The following is a 22,247-nucleotide window of genomic DNA, read 5'->3' on the forward strand; positions in this document are numbered from 1 at the left end:
GGACCGCCCGTAGGGCAGCCGCTCGACCGTGGCCGGGCGGCGCAGGTCGTCCAGGGGCTCAGTGGGGAACCATCCGCACCTCCAGCGGCCCGATTCGCGTGCCGTTGGTTCCCCAAGGCCGCAAGAGGAGGGCCGAGCCCGACGGGCGACTCAGCCGCGGCGGCGGCGGATCTCGGCGTTGACCGCCGGGATGACCTCGTGCAGGTCGCCGATGACGGCGTGGGTGGCCTTGGTGACCATCGGGGCGTCCGGGTCGGTGTTGATGGCGAGGATGGCCTTGGCGCTGCTGCACCCGGCCCAGTGCTGGATGGCGCCGCTGATGCCGCACGGGATGTAGAGGTCGGGCGAGATCCGGCTGCCGGTCTGGCCGACCTGCTCGTGGTGCGGACGCCAGCCGAGGGAGGTCACCACGCGGGAGACACCGAGCGAGGCGTCGAGCAGGTCGGCGAGCTCCAGCAGGTCGTCGAAGCCCTCCGCCGACCCCGCGCCCCGCCCGGCGCCGACCACGACCTTCGCGGACTTCAACGTCCCCGACAGGTCGGGCTCGGGCTCGTCGGTGGACACCACCCGCGCCACCAGGTCGGCGTCGGGGACTTCGGGCGTCTCGACCACCAGTTCGCCCGCGCCGTGGGTGTCGGCGGGACGCGCCTCGACCGCGTGGCCGGCGACGGTGAAGAGCGCCGGGCGCTGGGACAGCTGCATCTCCTCGAGCGCCGCTCCCCCGACGACCTGGCGGGTCACGGTGAACGGCGAGAGCCCGCCGAACGACACCACGTTGGCGGCCATCGGCACCGCAGCGCGCGCGCCGAGGTGGGCGAGCACCTCGTTGCCGCGCGGGGTGCCGGACGCCATCACGACCACGGAGCCCGCGCCGGCGCGTACCTGCTCGACGCCGGCCGCCCACGCGGCGCCGGAGAAGGAGTCGTACGCCGCGCCGGTGAGGGCGTGGATGCGGCGCACGCCGTGGGCGGCGAGCACCCCGACGAGGGCGTCGTCGGGCGTCCCGACCAGCACCGCGTCGATCGGGACGCCGCCGCCGGCAGCGGCGAGGTCGCGGGCGAACGTGATCGCCTCGCGGGACGTCTCGACGGCCTCGCCCGCGGGCGACACCTCCACCAGCACCAGGATCATCGCGCCAGCACCCCCAGCTGCTCGAGGAGGTCGACCACCGCTGGCGCGGCGGCGGGGCCCTCGCCGAGCACCTGCACCGTGGAGGGCGAGGGCGGCGGGAGCACGAGGCGTACGCGGGACGGGCCCACGGGCTCGGCGGCCGGCTCCCGCTCCTCGATCGGCGCCTTCCTGGCCTTCATCCGCCCGGGGACGGTCGGGTAGCGGGGCTCGACGCCGCCCTCGAGGACGGTGACCACGGCGGGCAGGGGCAGCCGGAAGGTCTCGTGGCCGTCGGGGCCGGAGCCGCTCGCGGTCACCACGCCGCCGTCCACCGACACGGCGCTGACGCCGTTGACGACGGGCCAGCCGAGCTCGTACGCGAGCCGGATCCCGACCTGGAAGTCGCCGCTGTCGGCGGCGTCGTTGCCCAGCAGCACCAGGTCGTGGGGAGTGCCGGCAGCGGCGTGGTCGCGGACCACCGCGGCGATCTCGCGGGCGACGTCGGCGGGGCCGAATGCCTGGGGGTCGGCCAGCACGTGCGTCGCGGCCGTGCACCCGACCGCCAGCGCGGAGCGCAGCTGCTCGACCGCGTCGGCATCACCGAGCGTCAGGACTGTGGCACCGCCCCCGCCGTCCGCGGCGATCCGTACGGCGAGCTCGACCGCGCACTCCTCGTGGGCGCTCGTGGTGAACCCGGCGAAGCGGCCGTCGACGCCCTGCCCGTCCTCGGTGAGGACGACCTCGCTGGAGGAGTCCACGACGCGCTTCACGCAGACGAGCGGGCTGACCATCACCTGATCCGCTCGTTGGTCGGGTCGAGGAGCGGGGTGGCGTCGATCGAGCCGACGGTCACGGGGTAGAGCTCCTCCATGTAGGAGACGGCGAGCTCGTTGCCGATCACCGCCTCCGCCGGCGGCAGGTAGGCCAGGAGGACGTGCTTGCCGAGCGACGGCGCCGACCCGGCACTGGTGACGTAGGGGTGGTGGCCGTGGCCGTCGGTGAGCGTGCCGCCGTCGCGGGTGAGGATCGGCTCGCCGCCGAGCATGTAGCGCTTCGTGCCGGACGCCGAGGTGTGGTCGTCGACGGTCAGGGTGCAGAGCACGGTCTTCGGCTCGGCCTCCCGCTGGGCCAGGTAGGCCTCCTTGCCGACGAAGTCGGCCGCCTTGACCTTGGGCCGCTGCATGCCGGCCTCGACGATGCTCCGCTCGGAGTCGAGCTCGGCGCCGTAGGCGCGGTAGCCCTTCTCGATGCGTCCGGTCGTGCCGTAGACGCCGATGCCGGCCGGGACGGCGCCGTGCGGCGCACCGGCCTCGAGCAGGACCTCCCACAGGTCGGCCGCCCGGTCCATGGGTACGTACAGCTCCCAGCCGAGCTCGCCGACATAGGAGATGCGCGAGGCGAGGACGGTGATCTGCTTGCCCGACCCCGACGCCACCGAGATCTCGCGGCAGGACAGGAAGCCGAAGCCGGCGTCGGAGACGTCGTCGGAGGTCAGCGAGGAGAGGATGTCGCGGGCCCGCGGGCCCCAGACGCCGATCGTCGAGACGCCGTCGGTGCGGTCGGTGAGGGTGGTGGTGCCGGACTCGGGCAGGTGCCCGGTGAACCAGGCGCGGTCGGCCATGCCGTGCGCGCCGCCGGTGACCACGCGGAAGTGGTCGTCGCCGAGGCGCATGACGGTGAGGTCGGAGCGGAAGCCGCCCTTCGCGTCGAGGACAGGCGTGTAGACCACCTTGCCGACGGCGACGTCGCACTGCGCGACGCACGTCGTCTGCACGACGTCGAGCGCCTCCGGGCCCTCGATGTCGAACACGCAGAACGCGGACAGGTCGATGACCGCCGCGGCCTCGCGCATCCGGAGGTGCTCGGCGTTGATGATCGGGCTCCACCACCGCGAGTCCCACTCGTGCTCGCGCGGCATCACGGCGTCGCCGTACTGCTCGAGCAGCCCGGCGTTGGACTCGTACCAGAACGGGCGCTCCCAGCCGGCGGTCTCGAAGAAGACCGCGCCGAGCTTGGCCTGCGAGTCGTGCATCGGGGCGAGCCGCTGGTCGCGGTCGGACTCGTACTGCTCGGCCGGGTGGATGATGCCGTAGGTCTTGATGAACGACTCGGTGGTGCGCAGCCGGGTGTGCTCGCGACGCTTCTGGTGCTGGTGGAAGCGGGCGATGTCGCTGTGGTGCAGGTCGATCTCCGAGTGGCCGTGGGTCATCCACTCCGCGACCGCGCGTCCCACGCCCGGCCCCTCCTTGATCCACACGGCCGCGGCGGTCCAGAGCCCGGCGACCTCGCTCTCGCCCAGGATCGGGTTGCCGTCGCAGGTCAGGGACAGCAGGCCGTTGATGGCGTAGCGCATCTCCGCACCCTCCGCGCCGAGCAGCTCGGGCATCAGCTCGTAGGCCTGCTCGAGCTGGGGGTCGAAGTCGTCGGAGGTGAAGGGCATCTCGGTGGGCGACAGCTTGGCCTGCTCGATCGAGGGGATGTCCTCGGGCTCGTGGAGGATCGCGCGGTGGGCGTAGGAGCCGACCTCCATGTCCGCGCCGTGCTGGCGCTCGTAGCAGAAGGTGTCCATGTCGCGGATGATCGGGAAGGAGATCTCTCCCTCCTTCTCCGCCAGCTGGGGGCAGGGACCGACACTGATCATCTGGTGCACGGCCGGGGTGAGCGGGATGCTGACGCCGGCCATGTCGCCGAGCTTGGGGCTCCACACGCCCGCCGCGATGACCACGGTGGCGGCCTCGATGTCGCCGCCGGTCGTGCGCACGCGCGTGATGCGGCGGCCACGGGGGCCGTCCTCGGTGTCGAGGCCGACGACCTCCACGGTCGGCACGACGGTCAGCTCCCCCGTGGCGAGCGCGCGCTCGCGCATGATCGTGCCCGCTCGCAGGGAGTCCACGACGCCGACGCCGGGCGTCCAGAACGCACCGATGAACTGGTCCTCCTCGATGAAGGGCACCTTCTCCTTCACGAACGCGGGGCTGACCAGCTCGGCCTCGATCCCCCACGCCCGCGCGCTGGACATGCGGCGCCGCAGCTCCTCCATCCGCTCCTCGGTGCGGGCGATCTCGAAGCCGCCCGACTGCGTGAACACCCCCATCTCCTCGTACTGCGCGACCGAGTCGAGGGTGAGGTCGGTGATCTCGCGGGAGTGGTCGACGGTGAAGATGAAGTTGGAGGCGTGGCCGGTGGACCCGCCGGGGTTGGGCAGCGCCCCCTTGTCGATCTGCACCACGTCCTTCCACCCGAGCCGGGTGAGGTGGTGCACGAGGCTGTTGCCGACGATGCCGGCTCCGATCACGACGACGCCGGCGGTTGTGGGGACCTCTGCCATGGCTGGCTCCTGTGCGGGAGGGTGGATCTGACGCCGTTGCGCATCGCGCAACTGGTTGCGCTATGCGCGACACTTGAAATGTACGCCGCCGCCCCCGCGCACTGTCAAGGGCGCGGGGGCGGCGGTGGGACGGGCTCGACCCGTCAGGCCTCCCTCTCCCCCTCGGGCGTCGGGCTCACGTCGTCCGGGTCGGCGCCGAGCGCGGCCAGCGCGACCGAGTGGTTCTCGACCGAGTCGTACTTCTGGGCGTGGAGCACGGCCTTGCGCACCCGCGACGGCAGCGTCGACTCGTACGGCTCCTCGCGCAGCGACTTCATCAGCGACACGCACATCGCGCAGATCACCAGCATGAACGGCCCGGCCACGATGATCACGAGCGTCTGCAGCGCGCCCAGTCCTCCCGAGAACAGCAGCACGCCGGCCACGGCGCCCTGGGCGACGCCCCAGAAGATGACGAGCCAGCGCATCGGCTCCTCCTTGCCGTGCTGGCTGAGCATGCCCATCACGATCGAGGCGGAGTCGGCGCCGGTGATGAAGAAGATCGCCACGAGGAACACCGCCAGCACCACGGTGACGCTTGCGAGGGGGTACTCCCGCAGCGTCGTGAACAGGGCGCTCTCGGTGCCCTCCTCCGCCAGCACCGCGCCGAGGTCCTTGGCACCGGAGAGCTGGAGGTCGAAGGCGGAGCCGGCCAGGATCGAGAACCAGACGAACGAGACCAGGCTCGGCACCAGGATGACGTAGACGACGAACTGGCGGATCGTGCGGCCCTTGGAGATCCGCGCGATGAACATGCCCACGAAGGGCGTCCACGAGATCCACCAGGCCCAGTAGAAGATCGTCCAGGCGCTGAGGAACTCGCTGCCGCCGAACGCGCCGGTGCGGAAGGCCATCGTCGGCAGGTGCGTGAGGTAGCCCCCCAGCGACTCGGTGAAGGTGCTGAGGATGAACACCGTCGGGCCCACCACGAAGAGGAAGAAGACGAGCAGCACGGCCGCGATCGCGTTGGCGTTGGAGAGCAGCTGCACGCCCTTCTCGATGCCGGTGACCGCGGACAGCACGAAGCACAGCGTCAGCACCACGATGACGGCGACGGTCAGCCAGCGCGAGCTGCCGGTGCCGAACACGTCGTCGAGACCGCCGGTGATCTGCAGGGCACCCAGGCCCAGCGAGGTCGCGGAGCCGAAGAGGGTGGCGAAGATGGCGATGATGTCGATGGCCTTGCCCGGACCCTGCGTGGCCCGTGCACCGAGGAGCGGCCCGAAGGCGCCCGAGACCAGGTTGCCGGCGCCCTTGCGGTAGGCGAAGTAGCCGATCGCGAGGCCGATCACGCTGTACATCGCCCACGGGTGGAAGCCCCAGTGGAAGAACGCGTACTCCATCGCGACGCGTGCGCTGTCAGGCGTGGACGGGTCACCGCGCCCCGGCGGGATGCTGCTCGCGTCGGTGGCGGTGAGGTAGGTCAGCGGCTCGGCCACACCCCAGAACATCAGGCCGATGCCCATGCCGGTCGCGAACATCATCGACACCCAGGAGAACGTCGAGAACTCCGGCTGCGAGTCGTCCGGGCCGAGCCGGATGTTGCCGTAGCGGGTGATGGCGAGGTAGGCGGAGAACAGCAGGAAGACCGCGCTCACGAGGATGAACAGCCAGCCGAACAGTGAGGTCAGCTTGCCGAGGATCGTGGACGTGGTCTCGCCCATCCCGGTGGAGTCGATCGTCCCCCAGAGGAGGAAGGCGACGGCCAGCCCGGCGGCGACGCCGAAGGTCACCTTGTCGAGGGGGAAGTGGCCGTCCTTGCCTGCTGGCGGTGGCACCAGCGACTCCCCCACAGGTTCCTTGAGCGCCATGCCGCCCCCGTCCTGTTGCGCCTGGCGCAACGTAGTGCGTGACCTGCAACACAGGTACAGTGCTCCCCACCCGGACGGGTGTCAAGGACCCCCGGCCCGGGGACCGGGCCGGGGGTCCGACGGGAGCTGGACGGGGATCAGCCGAGCCAGGTGTCGACCGTGTCCTGGTTCTCCTCGATCCACTTCGCGGCCGCGTCCTCGGGCGACATGCCGTCCTCGGCGATGTAGCCGGCGACGACGTTCTGGTCCTCGTTGGTCCAGGTGAAGTTCCGCACGAGGTCGACGGCGGTGGAGTCGGACGCCGCCCACTCGGTCCCGACGATCTTCTTCAGCTCGGTCTCGGGGTAGTCGCACGCGACCTCCTGCGGGTCGTCCTGGCACCCCTCCTCGTACGGAGGGAGCGCGACGCGCTGCATGGGGACCTCCGCGTTGAAGTACTGCGGCTCGTACCAGTAGCCGATGACCCACTCCTTGTTCTCCTCGGCCTTGCGGAAGGCCTCGATGCTGGCGGCCTCCGACCCCGAGAAGACGACCTTGAAGTCGAGGTCGAGGTTGGACACGATCGCCTCGTCGAACTGGACGTACGACGGGTCGGCGCCGAGGAACTGGCCCTTGCCGCCCGACTCCGAGGTGGCGAACTCGGAGGCGTACTTGTTGAGGTTCTCCCATTCGAGGATGTCGGGGTGCTCCTCGGCGAGCCACGGCGGGACGAACCAGCCGATGATGCCGACGTTGCCCTGCGGGCCGAAGTCCTCGGCGGTGCCGTCGCCCTCCTCGGCGAAGAACTTCTTCTCCAGGTCGGGGTGGCCCCAGTCCTCGATGACGACGTCGACCTCCCCGGTGCCGAAGCCCTGCCAGGAGACGTCCTCCTTGAGCTCCTTGTAGTTGACCGTGCAGCCGAGCTGGTCCTGGGCGACGGTGCCCACGACGTACGCGCTGGCCTCGTAGCCGACCCACGGGTTCACGGCCATGTTGAGGTCGCCGCACTCGCCCCCGGCCTCGCCCGCGGCTTCCTCGTTGGCCTCGGTCTGCTCCTCGATGGAGCCCCCGCCGCAGGCGGAGAGCACCATGACGGCGGCGGTGACGAGCACGCCCAGGCGGACCGCTCGGCTTCGGGTGTTGCGCATGGTGCTGCTCCTTCTGTGAGGGTGGTGCTAGTTGCTCGGCGGACCGATCGGCAGCCGGAGGTTGAAGGCGCGACGGGACCCCGGCCCGTCGTCGCGGCGTACGTCGGCTGCCGCGCGGGTGATCCGGTCGAGCATCACGCCCAGCAGCACGATCGTGATGCCCGCGGCCAGTCCCTTGCCCCACGCCTCGCTGCGGGCGAAGCCGTAGACGACGTCGTAGCCGAGCGCGCCGGCGCCGACCAGACCGCCGATGACCGTCATCGCGAGGACGTAGAGCAGACCCTGGTTGGTGGCCAGCACCAGCGACCCCTTGGCCATCGGCAGCTGGACCTTGGTGATCTCCTGCCAGGTGGTCTGGCCGGTGGAACGACCTGCCTCGATGGTGGTCGGCGAGACTCCCTTCACCCCGTCGGCGACGAGCTTGATGGCGGCCGGGGCGGCGTAGACGATCCCCGCCACGATCGCGGTGAAGCGCGAGGGCCCGAACAGCGCCAGGACGGGGATCAGGTAGACGAAGGGCGGGATCGTCTGGCCGGCGTCCAGCAGCGGGCGGATGCCGAGGTCGACACGGCGGTCGCGTGCCATCCAGACCCCGAAGACCAGGGCCAGGACCATGACCAGGACGGTGGCCACCAACGTCATGTTGAGGGTGATCATCGCGTCGTGCCAGAGGTCGAAGTACCAGATGCCGGCCAGGCAGACGATCGTGCTGACCAGGGCACGCACGCCGCCGAAGACAAAGGCGAGCGCGGCGATCGCCGCGAACGCCAGCCACCACGGTGAGTCCGCGAGCAGGGCCTGCGTGCGGTTGAGGAACTCGTTGGTGATGACGTCCTTGATCCACTCGGTCGCGCCGCCGAAGGTGTCGGTGAACCAGTCGATGCCGTCGCTCACCCCACTCGCGACCCGGTCGCCGATGCTGTACTCGGGGAACTCGGCCAGGCTGACGTACGTGCGCGAGAGGTAGACCGCGACCAGGGTCGCCACGCCGCCGCCGATGATCAGCCCACGGCGTACCCTGGGGTCCCCGCCCCCGCCACGGGCGACCTTCTCGGCGCGCTCGCTGGCCGCCGTCGTCGTCCGGTCGAGCATGACGGCCATGACCACGATCAGGGCGCCCGGGACGAACGCCGTGCCGACGTCGTTGATGCGCAGGCCGGCGAGCACGGGCTTGCCGAGCCCGGGTCCGTTGACGAAGGCGGCGAGGGTGGCCATCGACAGTGCCGCCAGGGTGGTCTGGTTGAGGCCGACGATGATGGTCTTGCGGGCCATCGGGAGCTGCACCTTGACCAGCCGCTGCCAGTAGGTCTGCCCGGCCGAGTCGGTGGCCTCGACGGTCGTCGACGACACCTCGCGGATGCCGAAGCCGGCGATCCGGATGATCGGCGGTAGGGCGTAGATCAGCGTGGACACCACGGCCGCGCTCGGGCCGATGCCGAAGAAGAGCACGATCGGCAGCAGGTAGACGAACGTCGGCATCGTCTGCATGAAGTCGAGGAACGGCGTGACGATGGAGCTGGCGCGCCTGCTGGTGCCGATGAGGACGGCCAGCGGGATCCCGATGACGACGGCGAGCACCACTGAGATGCCGGTGATGACGAGCAGGTCGAGGGAGTCCTCCCAGAAGCCGAGGACGCCGAACGAGAGGAAGGAGGCCAGCACCAGCAGGGCGATCCGCCAGCTGGCGACCACCAGCGCGACGTACGTCGCGAGGGTGGTGACGCCCAGCCAGCCGATCTCGGGCACTGGCCGGGGGAAGCTCGGCACCACGACCAGCTTCTGGATCCACTCGAAGAGGCTGCGCAGCGCGTCGGCGATCGCGTTGGTGAACTGCATCAGGGGGTTGGTGTCGCGTCCGGCGAGCAGGTCGTTCTGGAACTCGGTGAGGCGGTCGTGCAGGTCGGTGCGGGACGTGCCGGGCAGCGAGAGGGTCTGGGTGCCGTTGGTGAAGTACCAGACCACGATCCAGGCAGCGAGGATCACCGTCGCAGGGATCCAGCGGCTGATGCTCGTGTGCTCCTCGACCGGCGGCGGAGCACCGGGCTCGACGGGCTGGGGCGTCGACGAGCGAGCGATGGTGGCGGTCACGTCACGTCTTCCTCCGCCACGACGACCCGCATGATGTCCTCCTCGTCGACCACCCCGACCAGGGCGTCCCCCTCCATGACCCGGATGGGGGCGTCGGACGCGATCGCGGCTCGGGCCGCCTGCCGCACGATCGTCGACACGGGCAGCGCAGGACCGTCCATCGACTCCCCCGCCCGCGGCTCGCGCATCACCCACTTCAGCGTGAGCACGTGCGCCTTCGGCACCTCGGAGACGAAGTCCTTGACGTAGTCGTCGGCGGGCTGGGCCACGACCTCGTCGGGCGTCCCGATCTGCACGATCTCGCCGTCGCGCAGGATCATGATCCGGTCGCCGAGCTTGAGCGCCTCGGTGAGGTCGTGGGTGATGAAGACCATCGTCTTGCCGAGCTCGCGGTGCAGCCGGATGACCTCGTTCTGCATGTCGCGGCGGATGAGCGGGTCGAGGGCCGAGAAGGGCTCGTCGAAGAGCAGCATCTCCGGGTCGCCCGCCAGCGCCCGGGCCAGGCCGACGCGCTGCTGCATCCCGCCGGAGAGCTGGTCGGGATAGGACTTCTCGTAGCCCTGCAGCCCGACCAGCTCGACGATCTCGGCGGCCTTCGCCCGTCGCTCCTTCTTGGCGACGCCACGCACCTCGAGACCGTAGGCGACGTTGTCGATGACCTGGCGGTGGGGCAGCAGGCCGAAGTGCTGGAACACCATCGAGACCTGCGTACGGCGCACGTCGCGCAGCTGGCTCGCCGACGCCGAGGTGATGTCCATCCCGTTGATCGAGACCGTGCCGCTGGTGGGCTCGATGAGCCGGGTCAGCAGCCGCACCAGCGTGGACTTGCCCGAGCCGGAGAGGCCCATCACCACGAACACCTCGCCAGGAGCCACCTCGAAGGAGACGTCCTTGACCCCGACCACGCAGCCCGTGCGGGCCTTGAGGTCGGCGCGCGAGAGCTCGGCGTCGGGCGTGCCGATGATCTTGTCGGCGCGCGCGCCGAAGATCTTCCAGAGACTGTCGACCGACAGGGCTGTCGTCATGCCGGCTCCTCGGCAGGTCGTCGGACGTCACCGAGGACGGAGGTCGGGTCCTCGGTGGAGTGCCGGATGGACATGGCGCCACGGTGGACCCCGACGGGTGCGAGCGCGGGCGGGTGCGGGGACATACCCAGGATGTGGGCGACGCCCCTCGACTCTGTGACCTTGAGATCCGGCACGCGTGCCTCGCCCTCGCCGTTGTTGTTGCGTATGCCGCAACCGGATGCTTCAAACGCAACCAGCCGGACCATCGAAGGATCCTGCGACTCACGCCCGCGGTCAAGAGCAGGGACGACACCGTGCCCTGCCCGTGACCCGGTCCAGACCGGCGACCCGGGCCTTCACACGGCGCGGAGGAACTCCAGATGACGCTCGTACTGGTCGAGACAGTCGTGGATGACCTGCTCGGCCGTGTAGCCCATGACGTCGTAGTCCTGTCCGCCGTCGACGAGGTGCACCTCCAGTCGCGCGTACTGGTCGCGGTTGCCGATCATCCGGCCCCCGTAGGTCGGCACCGGGGAGCGCCGGACCTCGACGCGGTAGACGAAGCGGTCCACCTCGACGTCGGTGGCGAGCTCCACCCACGGGAGCTCGTCGCTGCCGATCGCCCCGCCACCGACGACCCCCGCGGGCACCCCCATCGACGAGAGCTCGTCGGCGACCTCCGCCAGCGCGGGACGCACGGTCGAGACGAGGTAGGCGGCTGCGGCCTCGTCGTCGACGAAGTTGATGGCGCGGGCCAACCGGGCCTTCCAGGCCTTCCGATTGTCCTCGACCGACCCGGTACGCGCCGACAGCAGCGGAGAGATGCCGCGTACGCCCTCGGCCTTGCGGCCCTCGTTGCGGATCGAGCGGAACAGTCCCCACATGACCAGCACCAGCACGAACGCGAACGGCAGGCCCATGATGATGGTGGCGTACTGCAGGGCGAGGATGCCGCCGACGGCGAGCATGGCGACCGTCAGCAGACCGGTGGCGCTGGCCCACGTGATCCGCAGCCACGCGGCGCAGTCCTGCTGGACGTCCTGCAGCTCCGAGCACAGGTTGCCCATGACCAGCGCCGCGGAGTCGGCCGAGGTGATGTAGAAGAGCAGGCCGACCACGACGGCGAGGAAGACGACGACGTCGGCCAGCGGGTAGTCACGCAGCAGGTCGTAGAAGCCGACGCCGGTGAAGTCCACGGCGGCCTCGGCGAAGGCGTCGTCGCCTCCGCGGACCTTGTCGATCGCGGCGTTGCCGAAGATCGAGATCCACATGACGATGTAGCTGAACGGGATCACCATCGTGCCGAGCACGAACTGACGGATCGTGCGCCCGCGCGAGATCCGCGCGAGGAAGAGGCCGACGAAGGACGCCCAGGCCACCCACCACGCCCAGAAGAAGAGCGTCCAGAGCTCCATCCACTCCTGGGTGTCGGTGAAGGCGAACGTCTCCATCGACTTGGCGGGGAAGGACCGGATGAAGTCGCCGACGTTCATCACGACGGCGTTGAGCAGGAACGAGGTCTTGCCCGTGATCAGCACCCAGCCCGCGAGCGCGAGGGCGAGCAGCACGTTGAGCTGGGACAGGAACCGGATGCCCTTGTCCACGCCGGTCGTGGCGGAGATCGCCGCGACCGTGACGGCGAGCAGCGCCAGGGCGGCCTGCGCCCCCGTGCCCACGGGCACGCCGAAGATCACGTTGAGCCCGACGTTGAGGAACACCACGCCGATGCCGAGGCTGGTGGCGACGCCGAAGATCGTGCCGAGGACGGCCGCGGTGTCGACGGCGTGGCCCAGCGGACCGTTGACCCGCTTGCCGAAGACCGGGTGGAGCGCGGAGCGTACGGCCAGCGGCAGGTTCTTGCGGTAGGAGAAGTAGGCCAGCGCGAGGCCCATCAGCGCGTACATCGCCCAGCCCGTGACGCCGTAGTGGAAGAGCGTCCAGACCGTCGCCTCCCGGGCCGCGTCGACGGTCCCGGGCTCACCGACGGGCGGTGCGGTGTACTGCGAGACGGGCTCGATGACCGAGTAGAACATCACGTCGGTGCCGATGCCCGCGGCGAACAGCATGCTCGCCCACGCGAAGGTCGAGAACTCCGGGCGGGAGTGGTCCGGGCCGAGCCGAATGCTGCCGTAGCGGGACGCGCCGAGGAAGATCACGAAGCCGACGATCACGGTGGCCAGCGCGACGTAGAACCAGCCGAAGCCCGTCCCGACGCGGCCCACGAGCTCGCCGATGACGCTCTCGGCGTTGGTCGGCGCGACGATCGCCCACAGGGTGATCAGGCAGACCCCGACGAACGACGTGACGAAGACCGGCCACCGCACGGTGGGGCCGGGTGCGCCACGACCCGGGTCGGTGGGTGCGTGCGCGTCGAGCTGTGCGGTCATGTGGGGCTCCGGTCTCGAGCGGGTCGGGGTCACGTGGCGTTGCGGGGATCTCCGGGCGGGTAGAGCGGAGACTGGTCGCGGTGACGGTAGTAGGGGACGTCGGCCGGCGCGAGCGGGGTGTTGCCGAGGATGAGGTCGGCGGCCTTCTCGGCGACCATCATCACGGGGGCGTAGATGTTGCCGTTGGTCACGAACGGGAACACGCTGGCGTCGACGACCCGCAGGCCCTCGGTGCCGTGCACCCGCAGGCTGGCGGGGTCGGTGACGGCGAGGTCGTCGGTGCCCATCTTGGCCGTGCACGAGGGGTGCAGGGCGGTCTCGGCGTCCTTGCGGACCCAGTCGAGGATCTCCTCGTCGGTCTCGACCGACGGCCCCGGCGACAGCTCGCCGCCGTTGAACGGGGCGAAGGCGGGCTGGTTGAGGATGTCGCGGGCGACCCGGACGACCTCGACCCACTCCTTGCGGTCGGTGGGGGTCGAGAGGTAGTTGAACAGCATCCTCGGCTTCTGGCGCGGATCGGTCGAGGAGATCCGCACCCAGCCGCGGGTGTCGGCGTACATCGGCCCGATGTGGACCTGGTAGCCGTGGGCGTACTTGTCCTGGCCCTCGGGCGCGGAGCCGTCGTAGCGGATCGCGATGGGCAGGAAGTGGAACATCAGGTTGGGCCAGTCGACGTCCTCGTTGGAGCGGCAGAAGCCGCCGCCCTCGAAGTGGTTGGACGCCGCGGTGCCGGTGCGCCTGAAGAGCCACTCGAGCCCGACCAGCGGCCGGTTGTGCCACTTGAGGCCCTCGACGATCGAGACCGGCTGGAGGGAGGCGTACTGGATGTAGACCTCGAGGTGGTCCTGGAGGTTCTCGCCCACGCCGGGGAGGTCCTGGACGATGTCGACGCCCAGCGGCACGAGGTGCTCGGGGTTGCCGACGCCGGAGAGCTGGAGCAACTGCGGGGAGTTGATCGCGCCCCCGCAGAGGACGACCTCGCCGGCCGCGGCGTACTGCTGCCGGCGCCCGGCGCGGAGGTACTCCACCCCGACGGCGCGCCTGCCCTCGAAGCGCACGCGCGTGGCGTGCGCGAAGGTCTCGACGGTGAGGTTCTTCCGCTTCATCACCGGGTGCAGGTAGGCCCGCGCGGCGGACATCCGTACGCCCTTGACGATGTTGCGGTCGAAGCGCCCGAAGCCCTCCTGCCGGTAGCCGTTGACGTCGTCGGTCAGCGGGTAGCCGGCCTGCTGGGCGGCCTCGAAGAACGCGTTGAACAACGGGTTCGTGGCGGGGCTGCGCTCGAGCGTCAACGGCCCGGAACCACCGCGCCAGGGGTCGGCCCCGACCTGCCCGTCGGGCATGACGAGGGACTCCATCCGCTTGAAGTACGGCAGGCAGTGGCGGTAGTCCCACGATTCCATGCCGGGCTCGGCGGCCCAGCGCTCGTAGTCCATCGGGTTGCCCCGCTGGAAGATCATGCCGTTGATCGAGGAGGACCCGCCGAGCACCTTCCCGCGCGCGTGGTAGACGCGGCGACCGCCCATCGCCGGCTCCGGCTCGGACTCGTACCTCCAGTCGTAGAGCGGGTTCCCGATCGGGAAGGGCAGCGCGGCCGGCGCGTGGATCAGCGGGTCGAACCGGTCCGTGCGGCCGGCCTCGAGGACCAGCACCGACGTCGAGGGGTCGGCGGACAGGCGGTTGGCGAGCGCGCAGCCGGCCGACCCGCCGCCGACGATCACGTAGTCGTAGTGCTGCGGGGCCACTGCGCTACCCCCGGTCCCCGGGCGAGAACCAGTGCTGCACCGCCGGCCTGATGTTGTGCCAGACGTGCTTGGTCTCGCGGTACTCCTCGAGACCGGCGAGTCCCAGCTCGCGCCCGGTGCCCGACTGCTTGTAGCCGCCCCACTCGGCCTGGGGCACGTAGGGGTGGTAGTCGTTGATCCACACGGTGCCCATCCGCAGCCGGCCCGCGACGCGCTGGGCACGTCCGCCGTCCTGCGTCCAGACGGCACCGGCCAGGCCGTAGATGCTGTCGTTGGCGATGGTCACCGCGTCGTCCTCGTCGCGGAAGGTCTCGACCGTGAGCACCGGGCCGAACGACTCGTCCTGGGTGACCGACATCGAGCTGGTGCACCCGTCCAGGACCGTGGGCAGGTAGTAGAAGCCGTCGGCCAGGGCCGGGTCGTCGGGACGCGCGCCGCCGCAGCGCAGCACTGCTCCCTCGGCGAGCCCGCGGGCGACGTAGGCCTCGACCTTGTCGCGGTGGGCGGCGCTGGTGAGCGGGCCGGTCTCGGCGTCGTCGTCGAAGGGACCACCGAGCCGGATCTGCTGCGCCCGCGCGACGAGCTCGTCCACGAAGCCGTCGTGGATCGACTCCTCGACCAGCAGGCGCGCGCCGGCCGAGCAGACCTGTCCGGAGTGCAGGAAGACCGCCGTGAGCGCGTAGTCGAGGGCCACGTCGAGGTCGGCGTCGGCGAAGACCACGTTGGGGTTCTTGCCACCGAGCTCCAGGGCGACCTTCTTCACGGTGGCGGACGCGGCGGCGGCGATGCGGCGGCCGGTCTCGAGGCCTCCCGTGAAGGAGACCATGTCGACGCGGGGGTCGGTGGACAGCGGGGCCCCGGCGGTGGCACCGGCGCCGAGAACGAGGTTGCCGACCCCGGGCGGCAGCCCCGCCTCGTCCAGCAGTCGCATGAGGTGGATGGCCGAGTGCGGCGTGAGCTCGCTGGGCTTGAGCACGAACGTGTTGCCCGCGGCCAGGCACGGCGCGACCTTCCACGACACCTGGAGGAGGGGGTAGTTCCACGGCGTCACCAGACCGCACACGCCGATCGGCTCGTGGACGATCCGGCTGACCACGTCGGGATTGCCGGTGTCGACGACCCGGCCCGACTCCTCGGCGGCGATCCGTCCGTAGTGGCGGAAGACAGAGACCACGTCGGCGACGTCGTACTGCCCCTCGACGAACCGCTTGCCGGTGTCGAGCGCCTCCATCCGGGCGACCGCGTCGGTGTCTCGCTCCAGCAGGTCGGCGAGCCTGAGGAGCAGGTCGCCGCGCTCGCGGCTCGGCGTGCTCGGCCACGGCCCCTCGTGGAACGCGGTGTGCGCGGCCGCGATGGCGGCCTCGGTGTCGGCCTCGCCGGCCTCGTCGACCTCGGCGACGAGGGTGCCGTCGGCCGGGCAGCGGATCTCGCGGCGCTCCCCCGAGCGCGCCGACTCCCACTTTCCGTCGATGAACAGGTCAGGCACGGTCGCCTCGCTCTCTCTGTGGGGAAGGATCCTGCGGCCCGGGTGGGGACGTCAAGGTCCGGGCTGGTCGGGTCGTCGGGTCAGCGGTGCCCCCAGCCGAGGCGGTGCGACACCTCGACCGCGGCGGCGACGACGAGGCGTACGACCTCCTCCACCCGCTCGTCGGGCAGCCGGAAGGACGGGCCGGACACGCTCATCGACGCGACCACGTCACCGTGTGTGTTGCGGATCGGCGCGGCGACCGCGGTGAGTCCGACCTCCAGCTCGTCGACCGCAACGGCGTAGCCCTGGTCGCGCACCCGGGCCAGCTCCGCGCGCAGCTCGGGGAGGCCGGTGATGGTGCGCGAGGTGTAGGTCGCGAGCGTGCCGAGGACGGCGTCGAGGCCGTCGTCGTCGAGGCCGCCGAGCAGCACCTTGCCGTTGCTGGTCGCGTGGAGCGGGATGTGCTGGCCGACCCAGTTGTGCGGCTGGAGCGCGGACGACCCGGCGACCTGGTCGAGGTAGAGGGCCGAGCTCTCGGACAGCACGGCGATGTTGACGGTCTCACCCGTGTCGGCGGCGAGCTGCCGCGCGATCGGCCGGGCCTCCTGCACGAGGTCGAGGCGGGCCGTCGTGGCTCCCGCGAGCCTGAGGATGCCGACGCCGAGGCGGTAGCGGCCACGGTCGGCGGTCTGCTCGACGAGCCGGTGGGCCTCCAACGTCGCCACCAGCCGGAACGCGGTGCTCTTGTGCACCCCGAGCTCCAGGGCGATCTCGGTGACCCCGGACTCCCCGGTGCGGGCCAGCACCTCGAGGATCCCCAGCGCGCGGTCCACGGACTGCACGCCGGCGCCGGTGACCGCAGAGCTCGACTGCGCGGGCTCCGGGCCCGGATCGGGGGTGTCGGCCACGTCCACCATGGGGGGACACTAGCGCAGCCGCTGTTGCGTATCGCAGACTGCGTTTCGTCAAGCGCAACAGCGTGCCTGGCAAGACGCCCCCATCACCCCCGCTCCAGGAGACACCATGTCGTACGGCCCCACCGGAGCCGAGTTCGTCCTCACCCTCTCGTGCCCCGACCGTCCCGGCATCGTCCACGCCGTGTCCGGCTTCCTGGTCGAGCGCGGCGCCAACATCGTGGAGAGCCAGCAGTTCGGGGACCGGCTCACGGACCGCTTCTTCATGCGCATCGCCTTCGTCACCGAGGCGGCCGCGGAGGCCGGCGACCTCCGCGAGGCGTTCGCACGGGTCGCCGGGCCCTTCGACATGGCCTTCGAGCTCTGGGCCGCCACCGCGCCCTACCGGACGCTGATCATGGTCTCCAAGCACCTGCACTGCCTCAACGACCTGCTCTTCCGCGCCAGCACGGGCGCGCTGCAGATCGAGATCCCGGCCATCGTGTCGAACCATCCAGACGCCGGTGCGCTCGCCCGCTCGTACGGCATCGACTTCCACCACGTCCCCGTGTCGCCGGACACCAAGGCCGAGGCCGAGGCGCGCCTGATGCAGCTCGTCGACGAGACCGGCACCCACCTCGTGGTCCTCGCGCGCTACATGCAGGTGCTGTCCGACGACCTGTGCCGGCGGCTGTCCGGGCGCGCGATCAACATCCACCACTCGTTCCTGCCGAGCTTCAAGGGAGCCCGGCCCTACCACCAGGCCTTCGACCGTGGCGTGAAGCTGGTGGGCGCGACCGCGCACTACGTGACCGGCGACCTCGACGAGGGACCGATCATCGAGCAGGACGTCCTGCGCGTGGACCACGGCTACGACCAGGACCAGCTCGTCTCGGCAGGACGCGACGTGGAGGCGCAGGTGCTCTCCCGGGCAGTGCGCTGGCACAGCGAGTCGCGGGTCCTGCTCAACGGCGAGCGCACCGTCGTCTTCCGCTGAGACGACGGGACCAGCCGCCACCCCACCGCCCGCCACAGTCCGCCGCCCGCCAGGAGCCCGCCATGCAGTCCGACATCGAGATCGCCAACGCCGCCGTCCTGCGGCCCATCCGCGAGATCGCCGAGGAGACGCTCGGCATCGACGAGGAGCACCTGGTCCCCTACGGGCACTACAAGGCCAAGGTCGACGTCGGCTACCTCACCTCGCTCGCCGACCGCCCGCTCGGCCGGCTCGTCCTGGTCACCGCCCTCTCCCCGACCCCGCCCGGCGAGGGCAAGACCACCACCACCGTCGGGCTGACCGACGCGCTCCACGGCCTGGGCCACCGGTCCATGGCGTGCCTGCGCGAGCCGTCGATGGGGCCGGTCTTCGGCATGAAGGGCGGCGCCGCCGGTGGCGGCTGGAGCCAGGTCGTGCCGATGACCGACATCAACCTGCACTTCACCGGCGACTTCGCCGCCATCGCGGCGGCCAACAACCTGCTCTCCGCGCTCATCGACAACCACGTGCACCACGGCAACGAGCTCGACATCGACGTGCGCAGCGTGACGTGGAAGCGCGTGGTGGACACCAACGACCGGGCCTTGCGCGAGGTCGTGGTGGCGCTCGGCGGACACGTCAACGGCTTCCCCCGCGAGGACGGATTCGACATCGTGGTGGCCTCCGAGCTGATGGCGATCTTCTGCCTCACCGAGTCGTGGGCCGACCTCAAGCGGCGCATCGGCGACATCGTCATCGGCTACACCCGCGCGATGGCGCCGGTGACCGCACGCGACCTCGGTGCGGAGGGTGCGATGGCGGCCCTGCTGCGCGACGCCCTCGCACCCAACCTGGTCCAGACGCTCGAGGGCGCCCCCGCCTTCGTCCACGGCGGGCCGTTCGCCAACATCGCGCACGGCTGCAGCTCGGTGATGGCCACCCGTGCCGGACTGCGGCTGGCCGACATCGTCGTCACCGAGGCGGGCTTCGGCGCCGACCTCGGCGCGGAGAAGTTCGTCGACATCAAGTGCCGCAAGTCCGGCCTGCGTCCCGACGTGGCCGTCGTGGTCGCGACCGTACGCGCCCTGAAGTACCACGGCGGGGTGGCGCTGGAGGACCTCGGGCGCGAGGACGTCGCCGCCGTCGAGGCCGGCATGGTCAACCTGCGCCGCCACCTCGCCAACATCCGCGACGTCTACGGCATCCCCGCGGTGGTGGCCGTCAACCGCTTCCCCACCGACACCGACCTCGAGGTGGACCGGGTCGTCGCGCTCGTGGCCGAGGAGGGCGTACGCGCCTTCCCAGCGACCCACTTCGCCGACGGCGGCAACGGCGCGAAGGGCCTCGCCGAGGGCGTGCTCGCGGCACTGGACGAGCCCTCCCCGTACGAGTTCTCCTTCACCTACGACGACGACCTCACGCTCACCGAGAAGGTCGAGGCCATCGCCACCCGGCTCTACGGGGCGGGCCTGGTGACCTGGGACGCCAAGGCCCGGCGCCGGCTCCAGCGCATCGAGCGCGACGGCTACTCCAGCCTGCCCGTCTGCGTCGCCAAGACCCAGTACTCGTTCTCCACCGACCCCGCCTCGCTGGGCGCTCCGTCGGGGCACGAGCTGCACGTGCGGGAAGTGCGCCTCTCCGCCGGCGCCGGGTTCGTGGTCGTGGTCTGCGGCGACATGATGACCATGCCCGGACTGCCGCGCGACCCCTCGGCGGCGCGCATCGACCTCGCCGACGACGGCACGATCCTCGGGCTCAGCTGACGCGTAGCAGTCAGGCATCGCGCCGCCGCGCCACGTGGAGGACGGCGCCCCACCCGCGGCGGAGCCGCCCGTCCTCGCGCTCGGCGAGCAGGCGCCGGACCTCCGAGTGGAGGCGGTCGCGCTGCCACCGCTGCATGGCGATGTGCCCTGAGAAGGTGTCGAGCAGCCGGAGATAGCCGTCCGCGTCGTAGTCGAGCTCCCAGTCGAAGTGCCGTACCAGGACCGTGTCGAACAGTCCGCTGCTCTCGATCTCCTCGCGCTGCTCGGGCAGCTCGCCCGGCGCGGGGCGCGGCACATCCTCGCGCAACCCCTCGCCGATCTCGTTGTAGACGACCTGCAGGTCGTGGAAGATCGCGTCCCCGCCGGCCGGGAAGACGTGTGTCGCGCTCCAGAACGCCAGGTGCCCTCCCGGGCGCAGCAGCTCCCATGCCCGCCGGTAGCGGACCGCGGGGTCGATCCAGTGCCAGGAGGTGGCAGCAACGACCAGGTCGTACGCCGGTTGCGTGGACGCGTCGAGGTCCTCGAACGTGCCGTCGACGACCTCGACCTGTGGGAAGTCCGCCAGGTTGGCCCGAGCGAGCTCGGCGAGCGCCCGCCCAGGCTCCACGCACGTGATGCGGAAGCCGCGACGAGCCAGCGGCAGGGTCGCCTTCCCCGTCGCGCAGCCGACCTCGAGCAGCCGCGCCCTGCTGTTCAACCCGGCTGCGCCCACGACGGCGTCGTACAGCTCGTCCGGGTAGTCGGGACGCGCCTGCTGGTAGAGCTCGGCGGCCGAGTCGAACGTCATCCGCAGCGGCGTCTCGTCTGGCACGCATCGATCATCTCCCGCCGGCCCGGGAGGCTGTGGGGAACCAGCGGCATCCCTTCGGCCGCAGTCCGCCTGCCGTTGGTTCCCCACTGAGCGCGACCTCTGGGGCAGCGCGGCTCGCTCGCGGCAGTGCCACCAACGCCGTCGGCGGTCCGTCCGTCAGTCGCCGAGCTCGGCCCGCCGGCGGATGACGTACTCCTCGAGCTCCTCGCGGACCGCGTCGTCGAGGTCCGGCTGCTCGTACTCCTCCAGCGTCTTCTGATAGGCCACGGTCGCGCGGTCGTTGGCGTCGTTGCCGCCGTTGCGCATCCAGCGCTCGTAGTTCTCCGAGGACGACAGCAGCGGCCGGTAGAAGCAGGTGCGAAAGCGTTCCATGGTGTGCATGGCGCCGAGGAAGTGCCCGCCGTGGCCGACCTCCTGGTGGGCGTCGAACGCCATCGACGCCTCGTCGATCTCCAGCGGCGTGAACTCGTGGCGCAGCATCTGGAGCAGCTCGACGTCCACGATGAACTTCTCGTAGCCCGCGACCAGGCCGCCCTCCAGCCAGCCGGCCGAGTGCATCACCCAGTTGGCCCCGGCGAGGAAGGTCGGCATCAGCGTCATCAGCGCCTCGTAGCCGGCCTGGGCGTCGGCGACCTGCGAGGAGGTCAGCCCTCCGCCGGTCCGGAACGGCAGGCCGAAGTGCCGGGCGATCTGGCCGGTGCACAGCAGGCCGAGCCCGGACTCGGGCGTGCCGAAGGTCGGGGAGCCCGACTGCATGTCGATGTTGGAGAGGAACGACCCGAAGATCACCGGCGTGCCGGGCCGGATCAGCTGGGACAGCGCGATCCCCGACAGGGCCTCCACGATCTGCTGCACGAGCGCGGCGGGGATGGTGACCGGGGACATCGCGCCCATCAGGATGAACGGCGTCAGCACCACCGGCTGGCCCGCACCGGAGTACTCGAACTGCGCCTCCAGCATCCGGTCGTCCCAGCGCAGGGGCGAGTTGCAGTTGATGAGCGAGATCGTCGCCGGCGTCTCCTCGATCGCCTCGCGGGAGCCGAACAGGATCGAGGACATCGCGATCGTGTCGGCCGCATTGACCCCGGAGACGACGTTGCCCATGTAGACCTTGTCGGTCAGCGTCTGCAGGGCGTAGGTCATGTCGAGGTGGCGGCTGTCGAGCGGGGTGTCGTTGGGCTCGCAGATCACGCCGCCCGCCGAGTCGAGCACGGCGAACGACTGGGCCAGCTTGGTGAAGCTGCGGAAGTCCTCCATGGTGGCGTCGCGGCGTACGTCCCCCTGCCGCACGAACGGCGGGCCGTAGACCGCGCCGAAGGCCATCGAGTCCCCGCCGATGTGGATGTTGTTGGCCGGGTTGCGCGCCTGGACGTCGAACTCGCGGGGCGCCTTGGCGACCTGCTCGAGCACGAAGTCGGGGTCCAGGAAGACGGTGTTGCCCTCGACGCGCTGGCCCGCCTTGCGGAACAGCTCGAGGGCGCGGTCGTCCATGAACTCCACGCCGATCTCGGTCATCAGCCGCCGCCACCCCTGGTCCAGGGTGGCCATGGCGTCCTCGGACAGCACCTCGTAGCGCGGCATCGTGTTGCGGAACACGGGTCCTCCTGGGTCCGGCTGGGTCGGAGCGGCCGGGAACCGACGTGCCCGAGGCCCTTGACCTCGACTCACGACGGCTTCTAGCCTCATGATGTGGA

15 protein-coding genes are annotated in these 22,247 nt (G+C 70.7%); 2 read left to right on the plus strand and 13 right to left on the minus strand.

Annotation, left to right across the window (positions count from 1 at the left end; all coding sequences use genetic code 11):
• Window positions 1–150: 150 nt before the first annotated feature.
• The 11 genes from EXE59_RS00435 to EXE59_RS00485 all read right to left on the minus strand — a co-directional run bounded on the left by EXE59_RS00435 (window position 151) and on the right by EXE59_RS00485 (window position 17,027).
• Complete coding sequence (locus EXE59_RS00435; protein ID WP_135837142.1) at window positions 151–1,131, minus strand: electron transfer flavoprotein subunit alpha/FixB family protein; 981 nt, start codon at window positions 1,129–1,131, stop codon at window positions 151–153.
• On the minus strand, window positions 1,128–1,901 hold the full coding sequence (locus EXE59_RS00440; RefSeq protein WP_135837143.1) for an electron transfer flavoprotein subunit beta/FixA family protein: 774 nt from the start codon (window positions 1,899–1,901) through the stop codon (window positions 1,128–1,130). Before EXE59_RS00440 ends, EXE59_RS00435 begins: the two co-directional genes overlap by 4 nt.
• Window positions 1,901–4,438 (minus strand): GcvT family protein, encoded by a 2,538-nt coding sequence (locus EXE59_RS00445; RefSeq protein WP_135837144.1) that lies wholly within the window; start codon window positions 4,436–4,438, stop codon window positions 1,901–1,903. Before EXE59_RS00445 ends, EXE59_RS00440 begins: the two co-directional genes overlap by 1 nt.
• 143 nt (window positions 4,439–4,581) lie before the next feature.
• On the minus strand, window positions 4,582–6,288 hold the full coding sequence (locus EXE59_RS00450; protein ID WP_135837145.1) for a BCCT family transporter: 1,707 nt from the start codon (window positions 6,286–6,288) through the stop codon (window positions 4,582–4,584).
• A 137-nt stretch (window positions 6,289–6,425) separates the two neighbouring features.
• Window positions 6,426–7,415 carry an ABC transporter substrate-binding protein gene (locus tag EXE59_RS00455; protein WP_210428835.1) on the minus strand — a complete coding sequence of 330 codons (990 nt, stop codon included), beginning with the start codon at window positions 7,413–7,415 and terminating at the stop codon, window positions 6,426–6,428.
• Window positions 7,416–7,442: 27 nt separating this feature from the next.
• The gene (locus EXE59_RS00460) at window positions 7,443–9,503 is read right to left on the minus strand and encodes an ABC transporter permease (RefSeq protein ID WP_246056398.1); all 2,061 of its coding nucleotides are present in this window, start codon (window positions 9,501–9,503) and stop codon (window positions 7,443–7,445) included.
• Window positions 9,500–10,528, minus strand: coding sequence for a quaternary amine ABC transporter ATP-binding protein (locus tag EXE59_RS00465; RefSeq protein ID WP_135837146.1), 1,029 nt, complete (start codon window positions 10,526–10,528; stop codon window positions 9,500–9,502). The genes EXE59_RS00460 and EXE59_RS00465 overlap by 4 nt, the downstream gene beginning before the upstream one ends.
• 338 nt (window positions 10,529–10,866) lie before the next feature.
• Window positions 10,867–12,897: a choline BCCT transporter BetT gene (gene betT, locus EXE59_RS00470; RefSeq protein ID WP_135837147.1), complete on the minus strand. Its 2,031-nt coding sequence runs from the start codon at window positions 12,895–12,897 to the stop codon at window positions 10,867–10,869.
• A gap of 29 nt (window positions 12,898–12,926) precedes the next feature.
• Window positions 12,927–14,642 carry a choline dehydrogenase gene (betA, locus tag EXE59_RS00475; protein WP_135837148.1) on the minus strand — a complete coding sequence of 572 codons (1,716 nt, stop codon included), beginning with the start codon at window positions 14,640–14,642 and terminating at the stop codon, window positions 12,927–12,929.
• Between the two features lie 4 nt (window positions 14,643–14,646).
• On the minus strand, window positions 14,647–16,128 hold the full coding sequence (locus EXE59_RS00480; protein ID WP_135837149.1) for an aldehyde dehydrogenase family protein: 1,482 nt from the start codon (window positions 16,126–16,128) through the stop codon (window positions 14,647–14,649).
• A gap of 80 nt (window positions 16,129–16,208) precedes the next feature.
• Window positions 16,209–17,027 (minus strand): IclR family transcriptional regulator, encoded by an 819-nt coding sequence (locus EXE59_RS00485; RefSeq protein WP_135837150.1) that lies wholly within the window; start codon window positions 17,025–17,027, stop codon window positions 16,209–16,211.
• A 106-nt stretch (window positions 17,028–17,133) separates the two neighbouring features.
• Here EXE59_RS00485 and purU point away from each other — a divergent pair, with 106 nt between their 5' ends.
• Both purU and EXE59_RS00495 read left to right on the plus strand, forming a co-directional pair.
• Window positions 17,134–18,000, plus strand: a complete 867-nt coding sequence (purU, locus tag EXE59_RS00490) for a formyltetrahydrofolate deformylase (RefSeq protein WP_135837151.1) — start codon at window positions 17,134–17,136, stop codon at window positions 17,998–18,000.
• Between the two features lie 62 nt (window positions 18,001–18,062).
• Entirely contained in the window at window positions 18,063–19,742 is a 1,680-nt protein-coding gene (locus EXE59_RS00495; protein ID WP_135837152.1) for a formate--tetrahydrofolate ligase, read from the plus strand.
• Window positions 19,743–19,752: 10 nt separating this feature from the next.
• Here the strand turns inward: EXE59_RS00495 and EXE59_RS00500 are convergent, their stop codons facing one another.
• Window positions 19,753–20,553: a class I SAM-dependent methyltransferase gene (locus EXE59_RS00500; RefSeq protein ID WP_246056401.1), complete on the minus strand. Its 801-nt coding sequence runs from the start codon at window positions 20,551–20,553 to the stop codon at window positions 19,753–19,755.
• A gap of 156 nt (window positions 20,554–20,709) precedes the next feature.
• Window positions 20,710–22,239 carry a trimethylamine methyltransferase family protein gene (locus EXE59_RS00505; protein ID WP_135837153.1) on the minus strand — a complete coding sequence of 510 codons (1,530 nt, stop codon included), beginning with the start codon at window positions 22,237–22,239 and terminating at the stop codon, window positions 20,710–20,712.
• Window positions 22,240–22,247: the final 8 nt, after the last annotated feature.

Origin of the sequence: Nocardioides eburneiflavus, from assembly GCF_004785795.1 — a bacterium.
GTDB lineage: Bacteria > Actinomycetota > Actinomycetes > Propionibacteriales > Nocardioidaceae > Nocardioides > Nocardioides eburneiflavus.